General features: G+C 68.7%; 15 protein-coding genes and 1 riboswitch. Of the genes, 7 read left to right on the top strand and 8 right to left on the bottom strand.

Annotation, left to right across the window (positions count from 1 at the left end; genetic code table 11):
* Positions 1-356 precede the first annotated feature (356 nt).
* The 4 genes from ACFWX1_RS29680 to ACFWX1_RS29695 are packed head-to-tail and all read right to left on the bottom strand — an operon-like array spanning position 357 to position 5,834.
* Positions 357-2,216, bottom strand: a complete 1,860-nt coding sequence (locus tag ACFWX1_RS29680) for a dipeptide ABC transporter ATP-binding protein (protein WP_378392858.1) — start codon at positions 2,214-2,216, stop codon at positions 357-359.
* The gene (locus ACFWX1_RS29685; RefSeq protein WP_378392860.1) at positions 2,213-3,889 is read right to left on the bottom strand and encodes an ABC transporter substrate-binding protein; all 1,677 of its coding nucleotides are present in this window, start codon (positions 3,887-3,889) and stop codon (positions 2,213-2,215) included. The genes ACFWX1_RS29680 and ACFWX1_RS29685 overlap by 4 nt, the downstream gene beginning before the upstream one ends.
* An 11-nt stretch (positions 3,890-3,900) precedes the next feature.
* Complete coding sequence (locus tag ACFWX1_RS29690; RefSeq protein WP_378392862.1) at positions 3,901-4,896, bottom strand: ABC transporter permease; 996 nt, start codon at positions 4,894-4,896, stop codon at positions 3,901-3,903.
* The gene (locus ACFWX1_RS29695) at positions 4,896-5,834 is read right to left on the bottom strand and encodes an ABC transporter permease (RefSeq protein WP_378392864.1); all 939 of its coding nucleotides are present in this window, start codon (positions 5,832-5,834) and stop codon (positions 4,896-4,898) included. The genes ACFWX1_RS29690 and ACFWX1_RS29695 overlap by 1 nt, the downstream gene beginning before the upstream one ends.
* Positions 5,835-6,077: 243 nt before the next feature.
* On the opposite strand from ACFWX1_RS29695, the gene ACFWX1_RS29700 reads away from it, so the two are divergent.
* Positions 6,078-6,659 (top strand): GNAT family N-acetyltransferase, encoded by a 582-nt coding sequence (locus tag ACFWX1_RS29700; RefSeq protein WP_378392866.1) that lies wholly within the window; start codon positions 6,078-6,080, stop codon positions 6,657-6,659.
* Here ACFWX1_RS29700 and ACFWX1_RS29705 read toward each other — a convergent pair.
* A complete protein-coding gene (locus tag ACFWX1_RS29705) occupies positions 6,633-7,457 on the bottom strand; it encodes a hypothetical protein (protein WP_378392868.1) in 825 nt (274 codons plus the stop codon). The two genes, ACFWX1_RS29700 and ACFWX1_RS29705, sit on opposite strands and share 27 nt — an antisense overlap.
* A gap of 127 nt (positions 7,458-7,584) precedes the next feature.
* The gene (locus ACFWX1_RS29710; RefSeq protein ID WP_378392870.1) at positions 7,585-8,844 is read right to left on the bottom strand and encodes a DUF222 domain-containing protein; all 1,260 of its coding nucleotides are present in this window, start codon (positions 8,842-8,844) and stop codon (positions 7,585-7,587) included.
* A gap of 279 nt (positions 8,845-9,123) precedes the next feature.
* Between ACFWX1_RS29710 and ACFWX1_RS29715 the strand changes: the two genes are divergently transcribed.
* From ACFWX1_RS29715 to ACFWX1_RS29725, 3 genes are all read left to right on the top strand, one after another.
* Positions 9,124-9,264, top strand: a complete 141-nt coding sequence (locus ACFWX1_RS29715) for a hypothetical protein (RefSeq protein WP_378392913.1) — start codon at positions 9,124-9,126, stop codon at positions 9,262-9,264.
* 62 nt (positions 9,265-9,326) lie between these two features.
* Complete coding sequence (locus ACFWX1_RS29720) at positions 9,327-9,791, top strand: transposase (RefSeq protein WP_378392911.1); 465 nt, start codon at positions 9,327-9,329, stop codon at positions 9,789-9,791.
* Positions 9,713-10,210, top strand: coding sequence for a hypothetical protein (locus ACFWX1_RS29725; protein ID WP_378392915.1), 498 nt, complete (start codon positions 9,713-9,715; stop codon positions 10,208-10,210). Before ACFWX1_RS29720 ends, ACFWX1_RS29725 begins: the two co-directional genes overlap by 79 nt.
* A gap of 9 nt (positions 10,211-10,219) precedes the next feature.
* Here the strand turns inward: ACFWX1_RS29725 and metH are convergent, their stop codons facing one another.
* A complete protein-coding gene (gene metH, locus ACFWX1_RS29730; RefSeq protein ID WP_378392872.1) occupies positions 10,220-13,843 on the bottom strand; it encodes a methionine synthase in 3,624 nt (1,207 codons plus the stop codon).
* Positions 13,844-13,857: 14 nt separating this feature from the next.
* Positions 13,858-13,935: riboswitch (S-adenosyl-L-homocysteine riboswitch) on the bottom strand.
* Between the two features lie 265 nt (positions 13,936-14,200).
* On the opposite strand from metH, the gene ACFWX1_RS29735 reads away from it, so the two are divergent.
* Positions 14,201-14,659 (top strand): hypothetical protein, encoded by a 459-nt coding sequence (locus ACFWX1_RS29735; protein WP_378392874.1) that lies wholly within the window; start codon positions 14,201-14,203, stop codon positions 14,657-14,659.
* Positions 14,660-14,665: 6 nt separating this feature from the next.
* On the opposite strand, the gene ACFWX1_RS29740 is transcribed toward ACFWX1_RS29735, so the two are convergent.
* Complete coding sequence (locus ACFWX1_RS29740) at positions 14,666-15,235, bottom strand: TetR/AcrR family transcriptional regulator (protein ID WP_378392875.1); 570 nt, start codon at positions 15,233-15,235, stop codon at positions 14,666-14,668.
* A gap of 71 nt (positions 15,236-15,306) precedes the next feature.
* Between ACFWX1_RS29740 and ACFWX1_RS29745 the strand changes: the two genes are divergently transcribed.
* Together ACFWX1_RS29745 and ACFWX1_RS29750 are read left to right on the top strand one after the other, a co-directional pair.
* Entirely contained in the window at positions 15,307-15,801 is a 495-nt protein-coding gene (locus ACFWX1_RS29745) for an FBP domain-containing protein (protein ID WP_378392877.1), read from the top strand.
* A complete protein-coding gene (locus tag ACFWX1_RS29750) occupies positions 15,798-16,979 on the top strand; it encodes a GDSL-type esterase/lipase family protein (protein WP_378392879.1) in 1,182 nt (393 codons plus the stop codon). The genes ACFWX1_RS29745 and ACFWX1_RS29750 overlap by 4 nt, the downstream gene beginning before the upstream one ends.
* Positions 16,980-17,020: the final 41 nt, after the last annotated feature.

Raw genomic sequence — 17,020 nt, forward strand, 5'->3', positions numbered from 1 at the left:
TAAATACGTCAGTAAACGCTCTCGACAGAACTGAGAGGAGTTACGGCCCAATTCTCGATGCCAGATGACGCATCCGGGCCACCATTGACGCTAGCAGCAGCTTTCCACAACGTCAACATCCGACAAATCCCCCAACAAGAACCGGGATAGGGGGTCGAAAATAGGGGTCGGGTCAACGATCTTCGCCGCTATTCTCGAAACCTTTCGCGATACCGCCCCTGCCGTACCGGGCGATTCATTGTGCACTCCGCAACCGAATGGGACCGAAAGGGTTCCGGTGTCACACATCGGATATCGTAGCGCCGGCCAGGCCGCTTTCACAATTTCGTCGCAGACCGAGGATTACCCCGCACCTGTCACAGGGAGCGCTGTCCGAGTTCGCGCCACGCCTCGCGGCGGCGACGCTGCGCCGCGGGGTCGGCGACCGGCGCGGCCGACAGCAGCCGCTGGGTGTAGGGATGGACCGGCGCGGTGAGCACCGCCTTCGTCGGGCCCTGTTCGACGACGTGCCCGCGGTGCATCACGGCGACCCGGGTGGCGAGTTGCTCGATCACCGCGAGGTCGTGGCTGATGAACAGGCAGGCGAACCCGAATTCGTCCTGCAGCGAGCGCAGCAGCGCCAGGACACGGGCCTGGATGGTGACGTCGAGGGCACTCGTCGGCTCGTCGGCCACCAGCAGATCGGGCCGCAGGGCCAGCGCCCTCGCGATGCAGACGCGCTGGCGCTGCCCGCCGGACAATTCGTGCGGGTACCGCGTGCGCAGCGCCGGCGAAAGCTGGACGGCGTCGAACAGTTCCGCGACGCGTCTGTCCACTTCGGACCCACGCAGCAGGCGGTGCAGCCGGATCGGGGCCGCCACGCTCGCCCCGGCCGGCATCCGGGGATTGAGCGCCGACAACGGATCCTGGAAGACCACGCCGATCCGCCGCCGCAGTGCCTTCGCCGCCCGCCCCCGGACGCGGGCGAGATCGGCGCCGCCGATCCGGACCGTGCCCGCGGTGGGCGGGATCAGGCCGGTGACGGCGCCGGCCACGGTGCTCTTCCCCGAGCCGGATTCGCCGACCAGCCCGAGGATCTCCCCCGGCTCCACGTGCAGGCTCACGCCGTCGGCGGCGCGGACGGCCAGCGACCGGAACCGGCCCCGGTAGGTGACGGACAGGTCTTCGACGGTCAGCAGGGGCGACTCCGCCGGAACGTCGGGGACCGACCGCGTGGCCGGGTGTTCCGCGGCGACGTTACTAATCCGATCAAAAGTAGGCGGATACGGGCCGCAGCCGACCTGCTCGTAGGTACCCGTTTCCGCCGTGGCTGTGGTCGAATTAGTAACGAACGGCGCAGTGTGTCCCGGCACGAGCACCGGTTCGGCCGACAGCGCGCGCTCCACGCCTTCGGTGGCGACCGCGCCGAGGGAGACGACCGAGCCGAGGAGCTGTCGCGTGTACTCCTCGCGCGGTGCGGTGAAGATCGAGCTGACGTCGTTCTGCTCGACGACCTGGCCGTCGTACATCACCACGACGCGGTCGGCGAGATCCGCGACCACGCCCATGTCGTGGGTGATCAGCAGGATCGCCGTGCCGAGGCGCCGGCCCAGATCCCGCAGCAGTTCGAGGATTTCGGCCTGCACGGTGACGTCCAGCGCCGTGGTCGGCTCGTCCGCGACGAGGAGGCTCGGCTCGTTCGCGACCGCCATCGCGATCACGACCCGCTGCAACTGCCCGCCGGACAGTTCGTGCGGATACGACCGGAAACGCTGCTCCGGCGCGGGAAGCCCGACGAGCCCGAGCAGGTCGATCGCCTTGCGCCTGGCCTCTGCGGGCGAGACCGGCTGGTGCACCCGGATGGCCTCCACCAGCTGATCACCGATGGAGAACACCGGGTTCAGCGCGCTCATGGGTTCCTGGAACACCATGCCGACGTCGTTGCCGCGCACCGCCCGCAACTCGGCCGCGGTCATCGCGAACAGGTCCCGCCCCGCCAGCAGCGCCCGGCCGGTCACCTCCGCGTTCGCCGGGAGCAGGCCCAGCAACGACATCGCGGTGACGGTCTTGCCCGAGCCGGACTCCCCGACCACGGCGACGACTTCCCCCGCGGCCACCGTGTAGCGGACCGAGCGCACCGCCCGCGTCGTCCCGAACGAGACCGAGACGTCCCGCAGTTCCAGCAAAGCGGCCTCGCCGCCCGGCCGGGCCGACTCGGTCGGCGAGGCGCCGGTCACTGGATCAGCCCGAACTGCCGGTGATCGGCGTAGGCGGGGAACCGGCCGATCACGACGTTGCCGAACTTGGACCCGTGCAGGAACGAGTTACGGGTGTAGATGAGCGGCACGACCGCCGAATCGGCGAGGATCTTCTTGTCCAGCTCGACCCACTTCTTCGCGGCGGCCGCCGGATCGATCGTGGCCTGCGCCTCGGTGATCAGCCGATCCACGTCGGGGTTGTTGTACCGCGATTCGTTGTACCCGCCGTTGCCGATCTCGGTCGACTGGAACAGCGGCTGGATGTTGGCGTTGGCGCTCGGGATGTCCGGCTGCCACGAGGCCAGCGTCAGGTCGAAGTCCGAGAGGCCCTTGGTGTCCACTTCGGACGTATAGGTGTCCTCGTCCAGCGCCTTGATGGTGATCTTGATGCCCGCCCTGGCGAGCGAGGCCTGGATCGCGGCGGCCTTCTCCGGGAAGCTGTTCTCGTTCTTCGTCGCCAGCACCAGCCCGTCGAGCCCGTTCGGCAGGCCCGCCTCGGCCAGCAACTGCTTGGCCTTCTCCGGATCGCCTTCCGGTTTCGCCGGGTACAGGTCGAACTGCTCGCGGCCGGCGATGCCGGGGGTGATCAGCGTGGTCGCGATGTCCCCGGCCAGCCGGGCGCTGCCCGCGCTCGCGACCTGGTAGGCGGCCTTGTCCACGGCGTACTGGAAAGCCTTGCGCACCTTGGGGTCGGCCAGCTTGCCGCGCTGGGTGTTCAGCGAAAGGTAGGCCAGCGCACCGGATTCCGAGGTGACCAGCCGGGACTTCGCCGAGGCGTTGGCCTGGATCTGCGCCAGCTGGGCGGGCGAGGCGAAGGAGAGGCCGAACGCGGCCTGGTCGTTGCCGCTGTCGTCGATCAGCCGCTTGGAGATCACCGTGGTGTCCTGGCCGAGCTGGGTCACGATGGTGTCCGGGTTCGCCTGGCGCGTGTCGTCGGTCTTGCGGTCCCAGTTCGGGTTGCGGACCAGCCTGCCCTCCTTGCCGCGCTCGTACTTCTCCACCTGGTACGGCCCGGACGTGATCGGGTGCTCGCCGTAGTTCGGCTCGGCGCCCTTGCCCTTCGGCACCGGCGCGAACGCGGGCGTGCTGGCGACCCAGTTCCAGTCACCGTAAGGACGGGACAGGTGGAAGACGATGGTCTTGGCATCCGGGGTCTGGATCGTGTCCAGCTCCTTGCCGCCGTCGAAGGGACCCTTGTACGCCAGCCCCGGCGAGAGCAGATCCTTGTGGTAGCTGAGGCCGCCGGAGAACGCGGCGGCGAACGACCGCTCGAGCCCCCATTTGACGTCCTCGGCCTTGATCGGCGTGCCGTCGCTGTATTTCAGGTTGTCCTTCAGGGTGAAGGTCCAGGTCTTGCCGCCGTCGCTCGGCGTACCGGTGTCGGTGGCCAGATCGGGGACGATCGTGGTGTCCTGCCCCGGCGCGACCTTCCACGAGGTCAGTCTGCGATGCACGAAACTGAGCGCCGAGACCACCAGGTTCGAGCTCTTCGCCGGGTCGTACTGCTGCGAAGGCGCGTCGGACAGCAGGTACAGCGTGCCGCCCGGCTTCACGCTCCCGCCCTGGCCCGACGGCTGGTCGTTCGCACCGCAGGCGGTGAGCGCCGTGGCCGCGACCACCACCCCGGCGACGACCTTCAGCACGCGGTTCATGGGTTCCCCTCTCACGTCAGCCGCGCTCGCGGATCGAGCGCGCCGTAGCACAGGTCGACAAGGAAGTTCACGATCGTCACGAGCACGGCGGAGAACAACGTCACGCCGAGCAGGACGGGCAGGTTCATCGAGGCGATGCCGTCGACGAGCAGCCTGCCGACGCCCGCCATCCCGAAGATCCGTTCGGTGATCACGGTTCCGGCGAGCAGCGCGCCGAGATCGACGCCGAACACGGTGATCACCGGCAGCAGCACATTGCGCAGCGCGTGCCTGCCGATCACCTTCCGTTCGGTGAGGCCCTTGGCCCGCGCGGTGCGGATGAAGTCCTCGCCCAGGGTCTCCAGCATCTGGCCGCGGGTCAGCCGGGCGTAGATCGCGGCGTGCAGGAACGCCAGCACCAGCCACGGCAGCACGAGATGCCAGGCCCATTGCACCGGGTTCTCGGTGATCGGGACGTAGCCGGACTTCGGCACCACGTCCAATGCGAACGCGAAGATCGTGATGCCGATCATTCCGGCGAGGTAGGCGGGCATCGACACCCCGGCCATCGCGATCCCCATGGTGATCCGGTCCCACGCCGTACCGCGGCGCAGCGCGGAAAGCACGCCGAGACCGACACCGGTGACGATCCAGAGCACCGCGGCCCCCGCCGCGACCGAGAAACTCACCTCGATCCGGCCGCCGATCTCAGCCAGCACCGTGACGTTGTTCTGGAAGTCGTAGCCGAAACACGGTGCGGCGCACTGGATCGCGGCGGCACCGGTGCCGAACGTCCGCCCGGCGAAGATGCCCGCGACGAAGTCGAGGAACTGCCGGTACCACGGCACGTCGAAGCCCATGAACTCCTTGGCCAGCGCCAGACTCTCGGGCGAGCACGGCCGGCCGCACGCCATCCGGGCCGGGTCGGCGGGCAGCAGGTAGAACACCACGAACGTGATGAAGGTGACGATCAGCAGGACGAGGGCCATCCCGGCGAACCGGGTCAGCACGAACCGGGCGGTGCGCATCAGCCCCGTCCTCCCGACCGCGGGTCGAGGGTGTCGCGGATGCCGTCGCCGACGACGTTGAACGCGAGGGTGACCAGGAACAGCAGCGTGCCGGGGAACAGCAGGTACATCGGATCGGTCTGGAAGTAGTCGATCGCGGTGCTGATGGTGCGTCCCCAGCTCGGTGTCGGCGGCAGCACGCCGACGCCGAGGAACGACAACGCCGCCTCGCTGCCGATCATCGACGGAATGCTGAGGCTCGCGACGACGATGATCGGCGCCCACAGATTGGGAAGCAGCTCACGGGAGAACACGTGCCACGGCCCGCCGCCCATCGCCTTCGCCGCCGACACGAAGTCGCGTTTGCTCAGTGTCAGTGCCTGCGCCCGCACGATCCGCGCGACGCGCGGCCAGCCGAACAGCCCCAGCACCACGATCAGCAGCAGCTGCCGCGGGAACTCGACCGGGGCGACCGCGCCCAGCGCGATCATGAAGATCAGGTACGGGAATCCGAGGATCACGTCCGCGGTCCAGGTGACCACGCGGTCCCACCAGCCGCCGAGATAACCGGCGCTCGCCCCGATCAGCACGCCCAGCAGGGTGGCGAGCACGGTCGCGCCGAGCCCGACCAGCAGCGAGGTCCGCGCGCCATGGGCGACCAGCGCGAACAGGTCGATGCCGGTCAGCGGTTCGACGCCGAACCAGTGCGCTGTACTGATCCCGCCGAGCGGGCCCGCCGGGAGCCCGGTCGGCCCGAGGTTCCCGATGTCCGGCTGGAGGCTCTGCCCCTCGATCAGCGTCAGCAGATCGGCCGCGACGGCCAGGAACACGATCAGCACCACCACGATCGCGCAGACCAGGGTCCAGCGGCCGGCGCGGATCGCGCGCCACAACGCGGCGGGCACCGAGCGCACCGCCGTCGGCGGAGCGCCGGCGGCGGACGGCAGGGGGTCGGGCACGGCACCTACTCGGTTCATCTGATCGGGTGACGGACACGGACCCTAGGGAAAGAATTTTCCCGAACCCAATTCCCCCAGTGACCGTCCCAGCCGGTGGACACCGTGATAGTGCGCGCTGCCAGGGCAGCCGGTGCCGGTGCCGGCACAGTCAGCGAGCGTAGCGCGTCGCGCGAAGGCACCGGAAGTCCCGAATCAGCCACGGTCGCCGCTTGACCGGGTCGCCCCCGTTGCGATGATCAGCGCATGACACAACCCGTTCTGCACACGCCACGGCTCGAACTCGTGCCGCTGGCCGACGAGCATCTCGAGTGGGAGATCGAACTGGACTCCGATCCCGAGGTGATGCGGTATCTCGACGGCCGGGCCTCCACCCGCGCCGAAGTCGAAGCGGCACACCGCCGCCGGCTCGCCGCCGCGCTCGAAGTGCCCGGCCTCGGCCTGTGGGCCGGTTTCGCCGAGGACGGGTTCGTCGGCTGGTGGCTCCTGCGCCCGCCCCACGGCCCGGATCAGCCCCAGGTCGACGGCGAGGCGGATCTCGGTTTCCGGCTGCTGCGCCGCCGATGGCGCCGCGGCTACGCCACCGAGGGCGCGCGCGAACTCCTCCGCTACGGCTTCGCCGACCTCGGGCTCGACCGCGTCTTCGCGCAGACGCTGGCCGTCAACACGCCTTCGCGTGCCACCATGGCCGCCGCCGGGCTCTCGTTCGTCCGCGCCTTCCCGTGTTCCGGAGGCGACGAGAATCTGGTCCCCGGCATCGCCCAAGGTGAGGTCGAGTACGCGATCACCCGCGCCACGTGGTTACGGATGACCGAACAGCAGTCCTGACCTCCGCTGATCGCCCAGCTTCCGTTCGGGCGTCGCGAACGCTCCGTTGCCGACGATGAACGTCCCGAACGGAGCGTTCGGGACGCCCAGGGCCGCAGCGCGGCACCCCCGCCACCGGCGTCCGGGCAGGTGGGCGATGTCGCGAATGGCAGATTGGGGTTGTGTGTTCGTGGTGGGTAAGGGTTTTCCAGCGTGTTGTGAGGGTGGAGATGGCGCGTTCGCTGAGGGCGCGTAGGCGGGTGTGGTGCAGGTTGTCGGTGTGCGGGGGGTGGCTGGCCTTGGCGGCCGGGGTTTCAGGCCGTGGCGGGCGGTGGCGCAGAGTGGGTCGGTGCTGTTGAGGTGGCGGGCGGCGCCGAGGTCGTTGCGGGAGCCGGGCACGACGTCGGAGATCCAGAGGGGGGGGGACCCGTCGGGGGTGGTCAGGAATGGGATGTTGCCGCCGAAGGCGCGGTGTTTGCCGGAGTACCACAGGTGCACGGTCTGGCCGCGGTTTTCCCTTTGGTTTTGGTGGTGGTGGCCGTGACGCGGTCGGTGTGGATGAGGGTGCCGTCCAGGATCACGTGCGTGTCGCCCCGGGGTGTGACGGTCGGCGAGGATCTGCTGTAGGTCGGGGGCGTGGGTGGCCAGGGCGGTGATGCCTTCGTGCAGGTAGCGGTAGGCGGTGGCGATGCTGATCTTGTGGTCGGTGGCGAGCCGGTGTCCGGGGATGGTGTCGCGGAACCAGCGCAGTACCAGCACCGCCTGCCGGAACGGGGTCAGCTCGTGCGCCACATTGAGGGTGGCATTGTGGGTGATCACGTGGGGTCCTCTGGATCCTCGGGCTTGATCTTCGCAAATCCAGGGGCCCACGCCTCAACCCAGCACAACACACCCCCCACCATCCCCACTGAGAAAAACCTCAATGGGGATGGTGGGAAAGAGCTACCTATGCGGTGATGGGTAGGTGGAGGATGTTGCGTCTGGGTGTGCGTAACGGATCCACGTAATCTGGCGGAATGAACTCCGGGAGTCCGTCCTCGGCGATGCGGACCGACCAGTCGGCTTTGTGCAAGAGTCGGTGATGTGCGCCGCAGAGCAGCACGAGATTCCGGAGGACGGTGAGTCCGCCGTTCATCCACTCGAGCAAATGGTGGGCGTCGCAATGCCGAGGCTTGCGATGACAGCCCGGGAAAGCGCAGCCGCCGTCCCGGATGATCAGCGCTTTGCGTAGTGCGGGGGTGACCAATCGCTTGGCTCTGCCGAGATCAAGGGGTTCGCCCTTGGTGCCGAGGACTGCGGGGATGATCTGGCTGTCGCAGGCGAGCATGCGGGCTTCGGTGGCGGAGATCTGCGAGACCATGTCCAGGCAGGCGGTGCCCAGCTTGGACTTCAGATCCTCCAGGGTCACCGTGACCAGGAGCTGGGCGCGGTCGCCGCCGGGCACGTCCGGCACGTTCGCGAGCATCGCGACGGCCTCGCCGAAGGCTTCCCCGTACCGCTGGGAAGGTGACCGCAGGTCCGGCCACTTGTCCTCCCCGGCAGGCCGGGGTGGGGCCAGGGGGTCGAGGAGGGTGCTCAGCCGGGTTCCGGTGATGGGGTCGAGCTGTCCGTCGATGTCGAACCAGCCGTCTTTCCGCTGTCGTACCCGTAGTTCCGGCTTCCGTTCCGGCGGATCCGGGTCCTTCGGTGGCTTCCCGTCCTGGTCCATCCGCGCCAGCAACTCGTCAGCGGCCTTCACCACTTCCTGAGGTGTCGCGTGGCGGGCCAGTTCGACAAGGATCTTCTCGGCCTTGCTTCTGTCCTCTTCGGACACAAAGCTCGGTACCTTCTTCAGGAACTGGAGAATACGGTCGCTGTGGTGCGGGCCGATCTCGCCGTCGAGTGCGGCGGCGCCGGTTGCTGGCGCCACCGCGGGGAGTTCGGTACCGTCGATGTTACGGCCGGGATTCAACCCGTGGGCCCGATCGAGATACTTTTTGGCGTCACCACGCGACATCCGCCCCACATGCGCGAACCACGCCGCGGTGGAGCCGTACCCGTACAGTTTGGACGCGCCGCGTGAGTCGATCTCCGCGAGGTAGTGGCCGAGTTCGGCGTCCAGGCGCCACAAGGACTCCAGTCGGGTACGCACCTCGTCGGCGAGTTCACGACCGGATTGCCGCCACAGCTCCTGCGGCGGTTCCAGAGTGGACAGATTCCCGGACACACCACCATCATACCGCGCCGGATAGAACATATGTGCGACACGAATGGGTGAACTAAGTGCTTTCGACTCTCGCGGTTATGCGGGTGTTTTCCCCAGACAAGGTGGATGGCGTGGATTTGGTGGTTGGGTCGGGTCGGCACGATATTGGGCTGCAATGAGGACGCGGCGGAGTTTGGTGACCATGTCGTGGTAGCTGGGGTGTTTTTCGTTGTGTACCAGGGTGCGCGGGCTCGGTGTTCTGCTGTGACGAGGGGTGAGTGGCCGGCGAGGTGGTACCAGATGATGACGAGACTCTGGGCGATCATGGCGAGCGGAGCGGTGCGCTGGACGGCTTTTTCGGTGCGGTTGCGGGCCTCTCCGGCACCAGTGGTGTGCTTGGCGTCGGCGAAGGCGACCTCGACGGACCATCGCGAGGCGTAGCGTTCGATGATGGTGGCGGTGGGAGTGGTCAGGTCGGTGCTGACCAGGGCCAGGGGTGGTTTGTGTGGCTCGGTGATCAAGATCGCGCGCACGGGCCGGGAGCGGAAGACGCAAACACGTCAGCGTGCTACGGGCCGAACGTGACCGCACTGGCGGTCTATCTGCCGACGTATCAGCACATTCCGGCCGCGCGGACCGCCCGGCTTCTCGCTGACATGCTGGGCCTGCCGGTCTCGACCGGCTGGGTCGCCGGTGTCCTCGCCCCGGTCGCCAGCGAGCCGGACGAATTCGCCGAATGCCTCGTCCGGCAACTACGGGGAACGCCGGTGGCGCACTTCGGCGAAACCGGTCTCCCGCAACCTCCTGATACGCCTACGCGACTACCAGGACCATGTAACGGGTTCAGCGCTCATGCCGACGACTGTGCGATCGGCAAAGGAACAGACCCATGTCACTCAAAAGCTTCGCTGTGCTCGCCGTGGTCGTGGCCGCGCTTCTCAGCGGTCTCGCCGTTTACATCGCCGTAGTCAAACGGCCTCATGCGTCGTCGGCTGGTGGTCAGCCAGCCCCGGCGACCTTCACGCTCCGCGGTTCGGTGACCATCAACAACAATCTGGCCGGCTCGATCGGTTACGACGGAACATCGTGCCGCGGCGGAGGTGGCTTCTCCGACCTGACTCCGGGCACCGCCGTGGTGGTCGCGAACGGAACCGGGCAGATCCTGGCGACCGGTTCACTGGGCACCACTCTCACCGCGGTGACGACCATGTCGGCACCGCTCGCAGGACTCCCCGCGGCGCCGTTCGTCACGGGGTGTGTACTGAGCTTCGCCGTGCGCGACGTACCGGATGGACTACCTTCCTATGTTCTGACGATCTCTCACCGGGGTTCACGCGTTATCCCGGCCTCGGAAGCGCATGATGGCGTGCGGCTCGTTATCGGGTGACGCCGCGGATCAGCTCACGCCGCCCTCGGGTTCGTAGGCGAGGTTGGGCCGCAGCCAGTGCTCGATCTCGGCAACGTCGAGACCGCGCCGCCGCGCGTAGTCCTCGATCTGGTCGCGGCCGAGCCGTCCCACGGTGAAATAGCGCGAATCCGGATGCGCGAAGATCAGCCCGCTGACGCTGGCCGCCGGGGTCATCGCGAACGACGTCGTCAGGCCCATCCCGATCGATTCGGCGTCGAGCAGGTCGAACAGCTGCCGCTTGAGGCTGTGGTCGGGGCTCGCCGGGTAGCCCAGCGCCGGGCGGATGCCGCGGAACCGCTCGGCGTGCAGGTCTTCGAGCGCGGGTTCGGCGCCGGGCTCGAACCAGTCGCGGCGGGCCTTCAGGTGGAGGTACTCGGCGAACGCTTCCGCGAGGCGATCCGCCAGCGCTTTCACCATGATCGCGCGGTAGTCGTCGTGCTCGGCCTCGTAGCCGGCGGCGAGGTCTTCGGCGCCGTGGATGGCCACCGCGAAGCCGCCGAGGTGATCGCCCTCGGGCGCGACGTAGTCCGCGAGGCAGCGGTTCGGCCTGCCCGTGGGCTTTTCGGTCTGCTGACGCAACATCGGGAACTCGACGCCGTTCTCGAGCAGGATGTCGTCGCCCTTGGCTTGCGCGGGCCAGAAGGCATAGGCGCCCTCGGCCCGGAAAAGCTCCTTTTCGACGATCTCGTCGAGCAGAACGTTCGCTTCGTCGTACAGCTCACGGGCGACCGGCTGGTCCAGGATGGCCGGGTACTTGCCCTTCAGTTCCCAGGCCAGGAAGAAGAACTGCCAGTCGATCATCTCGCGCAGTTCGGCCAGGCCGGGCCGGACGACCCGCAGCCCGGTGAACGCGGGCGTCGGGACGTCGTCGAACGAGACGCGCTCGGGATTCGCGCGCGCCTGTTCCAGGGTCAGCAGGGGGCGCTGTTGCCGGTTCGCGTGCTGCTCGCGCAGGCGTTCCTGCTCGTCGCGGTTGGCCACCGCGAGCGCCTCGGCCCGCTCGGGGTCGAGCAGATCCGAGACGACACCCACCACGCGCGACGCGTCGAGCACGTGCACCGTCGTCCCGTCGTAGGCCGGGGCGATCCGCACGGCGGTGTGCTGCCGCGAGGTAGTGGCGCCGCCGATCAGCAGCGGCAGTTTCAGCCCGCGCCGCGCCATTTCCGTGGCCACGTTGACCATTTCGTCCAGGGACGGGGTGATCAGCCCGGACAGCCCGACCGCGTCGGCGCCCTCGGCGATCGCGGTGTCGAGGATCTTCCCGGCCGGGACCATCACCCCGAGGTCGATGACCTCGTAGTTGTTGCAGCCCAGCACGACGCCGACGATGTTCTTGCCGATGTCGTGCACGTCGCCCTTCACCGTCGCGAGCACGATCTTTCCGTTGCCGTGCCCGGAAACGACGTTGCCCGCGAGCCGGGCCTGTTCCTTCTCCTCCTCCATGAACGGCTCGAGGTAGGCGACGGAACGCTTCATCACGCGCGCGCTCTTGACCACCTGCGGCAGGAACATCTTGCCCGAGCCGAACAGGTCGCCGACGATCTTCATCCCGTCCATGAGCGGGCCTTCGATCACTTCGAGGGGGCGCGCCATGGCCTGCCGGGCTTCCTCGGTGTCCTCCTCGATGAAGTCGACGATGCCGTGCACGAGCGCGTGCGAGAGCCGCTCCGCCACCGGCGCCTCGCGCCACGACAGGTCCACCTCGCGGCGGGTACCCCGCCCGCTGACCGTCTCGGCGAAGGAGACCAGCCTGTCGGTGGCGTCCGGCCGCCGGTCGAACAGCACGTCCTCGACGAGTTCGAGCAGGTCGGCGGGAATGTCCTGGTACACCGCGAGCTGCCCGGCGTTGACGATGCCCATGTCCAGCCCGGCCTTCACGGCGTGGAAGAGGAACGCGGAGTGCATCGCCTCGCGCACGACGTTGTTGCCGCGGAAGGAGAACGACAGGTTCGAGATGCCGCCGCTCGTGTGCGCGCCGGGACACCGCTCCTTGATCCGCGGCAGCGCGTCGATGAACGCCTTGGCGTAGCCGTTGTGCTCGGAGATGCCGGTGGCGACCGCGAGCACGTTCGGGTCGAAGATGATGTCCTCGCCCGCGAACCCGGCCCGCTGGGTGAGCAGATCGTAGGCACGGGCGCAGATCTCGACCTTGCGGTCGGCGGTGTCGGCCTGGCCCCGCTCGTCGAAGGCCATGACCACCACGCCCGCGCCGTAGTCACGGACGCGCCGCGCGTGCTCCAGGAACTGCTCCTCGCCCTCCTTCAGGCTGATCGAGTTGACGATTCCCTTGCCCTGCACGCATTTGAGCCCGGCTTCCAGGACCGTCCACTTGGAACTGTCGATCATGATCGGGATACGGGCCACCTCGGGCTCGGTCGCGATCAGGTTCAGGAACGTGGTCATCGCCTGCTCGCTGTCGAGCAGATCGGCGTCCATGTTGACGTCGAGCACGTTGGCGCCGCCACGGACCTGCTCCAGCGCGACGTCCACGGCGGCCTGGTGATCGCCCGCCTCGATGAGCTTGCGGAACCGCGCCGAGCCGGTGACGTTGGTCCGCTCCCCGATCATCGCGAACCCGGTGTCCTCGCCGATCTCCCACGGTTCGAGGCCGCTGAACCGGGTCCGCGCGGCCGGCACCGGCACCGGCCGGGGAGCCGCGCCGCGCACCGCCTTCGCGATCTCGGCGATGTGGTCCGGGGTGGTGCCGCAGCAGCCGCCCACGATGTTCGCCATCCCGGACGCGGCGAAGTCGCCGAGCAGCCTTCCGGTCTCCTCCGGCGTCTGGTCGTAGCCGCCGAACGCGTTCGGCAGGCCCGCGTTCGGGTGACAGGCGGTGTAGGTGCCCGCGAGCCGGGACAGTTCGGCGATGTGCGGCCGCATCTCCTCGGCGCCCAGCGAGCAGTTCACGCCGACGACCAGCGGCGCGGCGTGCTCGATCGAGCGCCAGAACGCCTCGACGGTCTGCCCGGACAGCGTGCGCCCGCTCAGGTCGACGATCGTCACGGAGATCCACAGCGGCAGGTGCGGGGCGACCTCGCGGGCGGCCGCGATCGCCGCCTTCGCGTTGAGCGTGTCGAAGATGGTCTCGACGAGCAGCAGGTCGACACCGCCGTCGGCCAGCGCCTGGATCTGCTCGGCGTACGCGGCGTACACCTCGTCGAAGGACACTGCCCGGTACGCGGGGTCTTCCACTTTCGGGGACAAGGAAAGCGTGACGTTGAGCGGCCCGATCGACCCGGCGACGAACCGGCCGCCGAACTCGTCCGCGGCCTGGCGCGCCAGCTCGGCGGCGCGCAGGTTCATCTCGCGGACCAGCGATTCCAGCCCGTAGTCGGCCTGGCCGATGCTGGTGGCGGTGAAGGTGTTGGTGGTGGTGACGTCCGCACCCGCGGCGAGATACTGGCGGTGCACGTCGAGGACCACGTCCGGCCGGGTGAGATTGAGCAGGTCCGGGTCGCCGGTGACGTCCTTGGGGTGCTCGGTGAAGCGGTCGCCGCGGTAGTCGGCCGGGGTCAGCCCCGCGTTCTGGAGCATCGTGCCCCACGCGCCGTCCAGCACCACCACGCGCTGGTCCAGAAGCTCCCGCAATGCCGTCTCGCCCGTCGCGGCCACAGCCCACCTCCCGTTACAGGGAGGCGCCCTTGCGGATGATGGTGCGAGCCGAGCGTGGCGGGCCTTCGCCCGTTGCAGCGCCTCTCGGCTCGGTACCCAGGGTAGTGGGCGGCGCAAGTTGCGCGCCAACCTTCCCATCCTTTGCGAACCGGGCTCCTCGTGGACGGCCGGTGTCGCGGCGAACACGGAGCGATCATCCGAGTACTGGGAGTACTTCCCGTGACCACCGTGCGCACGGCAGAATAGAAGACTTGTAGCTCTCCCCCTCTAGCGACGATGCTGCCGCCGATTTCCCCCGAAAAATCCGGCGGACAGTTTCACGCCGTGCCCCCGCTGCCGAACGGAGTGAAACCTGCCATGTTCGTGATTTCCACCCGGGCGATGTACCCCTGGATCGCCGAGGTCGCCGGCAACGCCGTGACCTTCCGCCGTGCCCCGGAGGCCGACCAAGCCCATCCCGAATACCGCCTGCCCCGCGTGTGGAGCGGGCACGGTCTCGCCATGCCGGAGGCCGACCTCCCCGGATTCGCCGTGGCGCTGGCCGAGGCGATGCGGTCGCCGAACTACTGGCACGCCAGGGCCTGCCAGGCCGATTCCGGCGCCGACGACACCGAACTGTGGTCGGAGCCCTGGTACGACGTCGACGACGAATTCGTGTACATCAGCGGTCCGTGCGGGCAGGCGGGCGCCGACCCCGGTTACCGGCCCGGCCGCGCCTTCGCCATTTCCCTGCCCCATCTCCGCGGGCTGCGGATCCGGGTCGCCGCTTATGTGCGCGCCCACGATGACCTCCGGTCCGTCGCGCGAACGCACTGAGGCCGGTCACGGGGACGGCCAGTTTTCGAGGACGGCGTCGAGGGCGTCCAGAGCCCGCGTCCACGACGCGTCCGCCCCGCGCGAGGTGTGCCGGAACCCGCCCGCGCGCTCCAAGCTCACGTAACCGTGGAACGTGCTGTGCAGCAGCCGCACCGCGTCCGTCTGGTCGGGCTCGGAAAGCGCGTAGCCGCGCAGGATCGCCCGGGTCAGCTCCGCGTGCCTGCGCGCGGCGGCAGGGTCCGCCGACTTCTCGTCGAGGTCGTACTGCATCGCGGCGTATCTCCCCGGATGCTTCTTCGCGTAGTCGCGGTAGGCGTTCGCGAACGCCACGAGCGCCGCTTTTCCCGCACGCCCCGCCAGCGCGTCGGCGGCCTTGTCGGCCAGCTCGTTCAGCGCCAGTGCCGCCACTCGTGTCTTCAGGTCCCGCGCGTTCCTGATGTGCGAGTACAGGCTCGCGTCCTTCACACCGAAACCGCGCGCGAGCGCGGAGACGGTCACGTTCTCGAAGCCGATCTCGTCGGCCAGGTCCGCCGCCGCCCTGGTCAGGCGTTCGGCGGTCACCCCCGCACGTGCCATGCGTCACCCTTTCGTTCCCTAGAGCATTAAACCATTTGCCTAGGGATCCTAGGAAGGGTTAGCTTGCCAGCATGAGACCCGTTACCGAGCGCGAGATCCGCGCGTCGTTCGTCAACTGCAGCAAGGGCGAGGCGAAGCGGCTGGCCGTGCCCCGGGATCTCGCCACCTGGCCGTGGGACGATCTGGACTTCCTCGGCTGGCGGGACCCCGCCGCGCCGGACCGCGCCTACCTGGTCACCGAGTCCGGCGACGAGTTGGTCGGTGTCGCGCTGCGCCGGGCCACCCCGCCCGCCGGGATCGCCAGGAGCAACCTCTGCTCGCTGTGCCTGACCACGCATTCGGGCGGCGGCGTTTCGCTGATGACGGCGCGCAAGACGGGCAAGGAAGGCCAGCAGGGCAACTCGGTCGGATCGTACTTCTGCACCGATCTGGCGTGTTCGCTCTACCTGCGCGGCAAGAAGAAGGTCGCGTCCGGTGAGCGGATCCGCGAATCCCTGACGCTGGAGGAGCAGATCGACCGGGCCAAGACGAAGCTCGCCGCGTTCCTGGCCAAGGTCACCGCATGACCGGCTGGATCACCACCCCGATCGGCGCCGGCCTCGTGTCCGGTGCGCTCGAACTGGAGCGCACCGGACACGGCGTGCTGCCACACCGGTTGCCGGCGTCGGCGAGGAAGCGCTTTCCCGACGGGTATCTGGCGATGGTGGCGGCCCAGCCCACCGGTGTGCGGCTGGTCTTCCGCACCAGGGCCACCGCCGTCGAACTGGACGTACTGCCCACGAAAAGCAGCTACCAGGGGATGCCCGCGCCGCCGGAGGGCCGGTACGACCTCCTCGTCGACGGCCGCCCGGCGGGCGTGGCGACGGTGCCCGGCGGCAACGTCCACGTCCTCGACATGGCCACCCGGTCCGCGGTCACCCGTCCCGGGGAGCCGGGAACGGCCCGGTTCGCGGGCCTGCCGGGGCACCTGAAGGACGTCGAAATCTGGTTGCCGCACAACGAGATCACCGAGCTGATCGCGTTGCGCACCGACGCGCCGGTCGAGCTGGTTCCCGATCGCGGCCGCCGGACGTGGCTGCACCACGGCAGTTCGATCAGCCACGGTGCCAACGCCGACGGCCCGACCGCGGCCTGGCCCTCGATCGCCGCCGCCCGCGCCGGCGTCGACCTGGTCAACCTGAGCCTGCGGGGCAACGCGCTCCTCGATCCGTTCACCGCGCGCGCCATCCGCGACGCGCCCGCGGACCTGATCAGCCTCAAGATCGGCATCAACCTGGTCAACGCCGATCTGCTGCGCCCGCGCGCGTTCTCCCCCGCGGTCCACGGTTTCCTCGACACCATCCGGGACGGGCATCCGGCCACCCCGCTACTGGTGGTGTCCCCGATCCTGTGCCCCATCCACGAGGACACGCCCGGCCCCGGCGCCGTGGACTTCGACGGCGAGACGCTCGTTTTCCGGGCCACCGGCGATCCCGGCGACCGTTCCGGGCGGCTGACGCTCACCTACATCCGCGACGAACTCGCCCGTGTCGTCGGGGAACGGGCGGCCGAAGACCCGAACCTGCACTACCTCGACGGACTCACGCTGTACGGCGAAGCGGACTTCGCCGAGTTGCCGTTGCCGGACCGGCTCCATCCGGACACCGCTTCCCACCGGCGGATCGGCGAGCGCTTCGCCGACGCGGTCTTCGGCGACGGCGCGCCGTTCTCGGCGTCTGTCCACTGTGGATCCGGAAGGCCGTGAAGGCCTCCATCACAGCGCTCAAGGCTGTGAAGGAGGCCTTC

This window comes from Amycolatopsis sp. NPDC059021 (genome assembly GCF_042739895.1).
Classification (GTDB): domain Bacteria; phylum Actinomycetota; class Actinomycetes; order Mycobacteriales; family Pseudonocardiaceae; genus Amycolatopsis.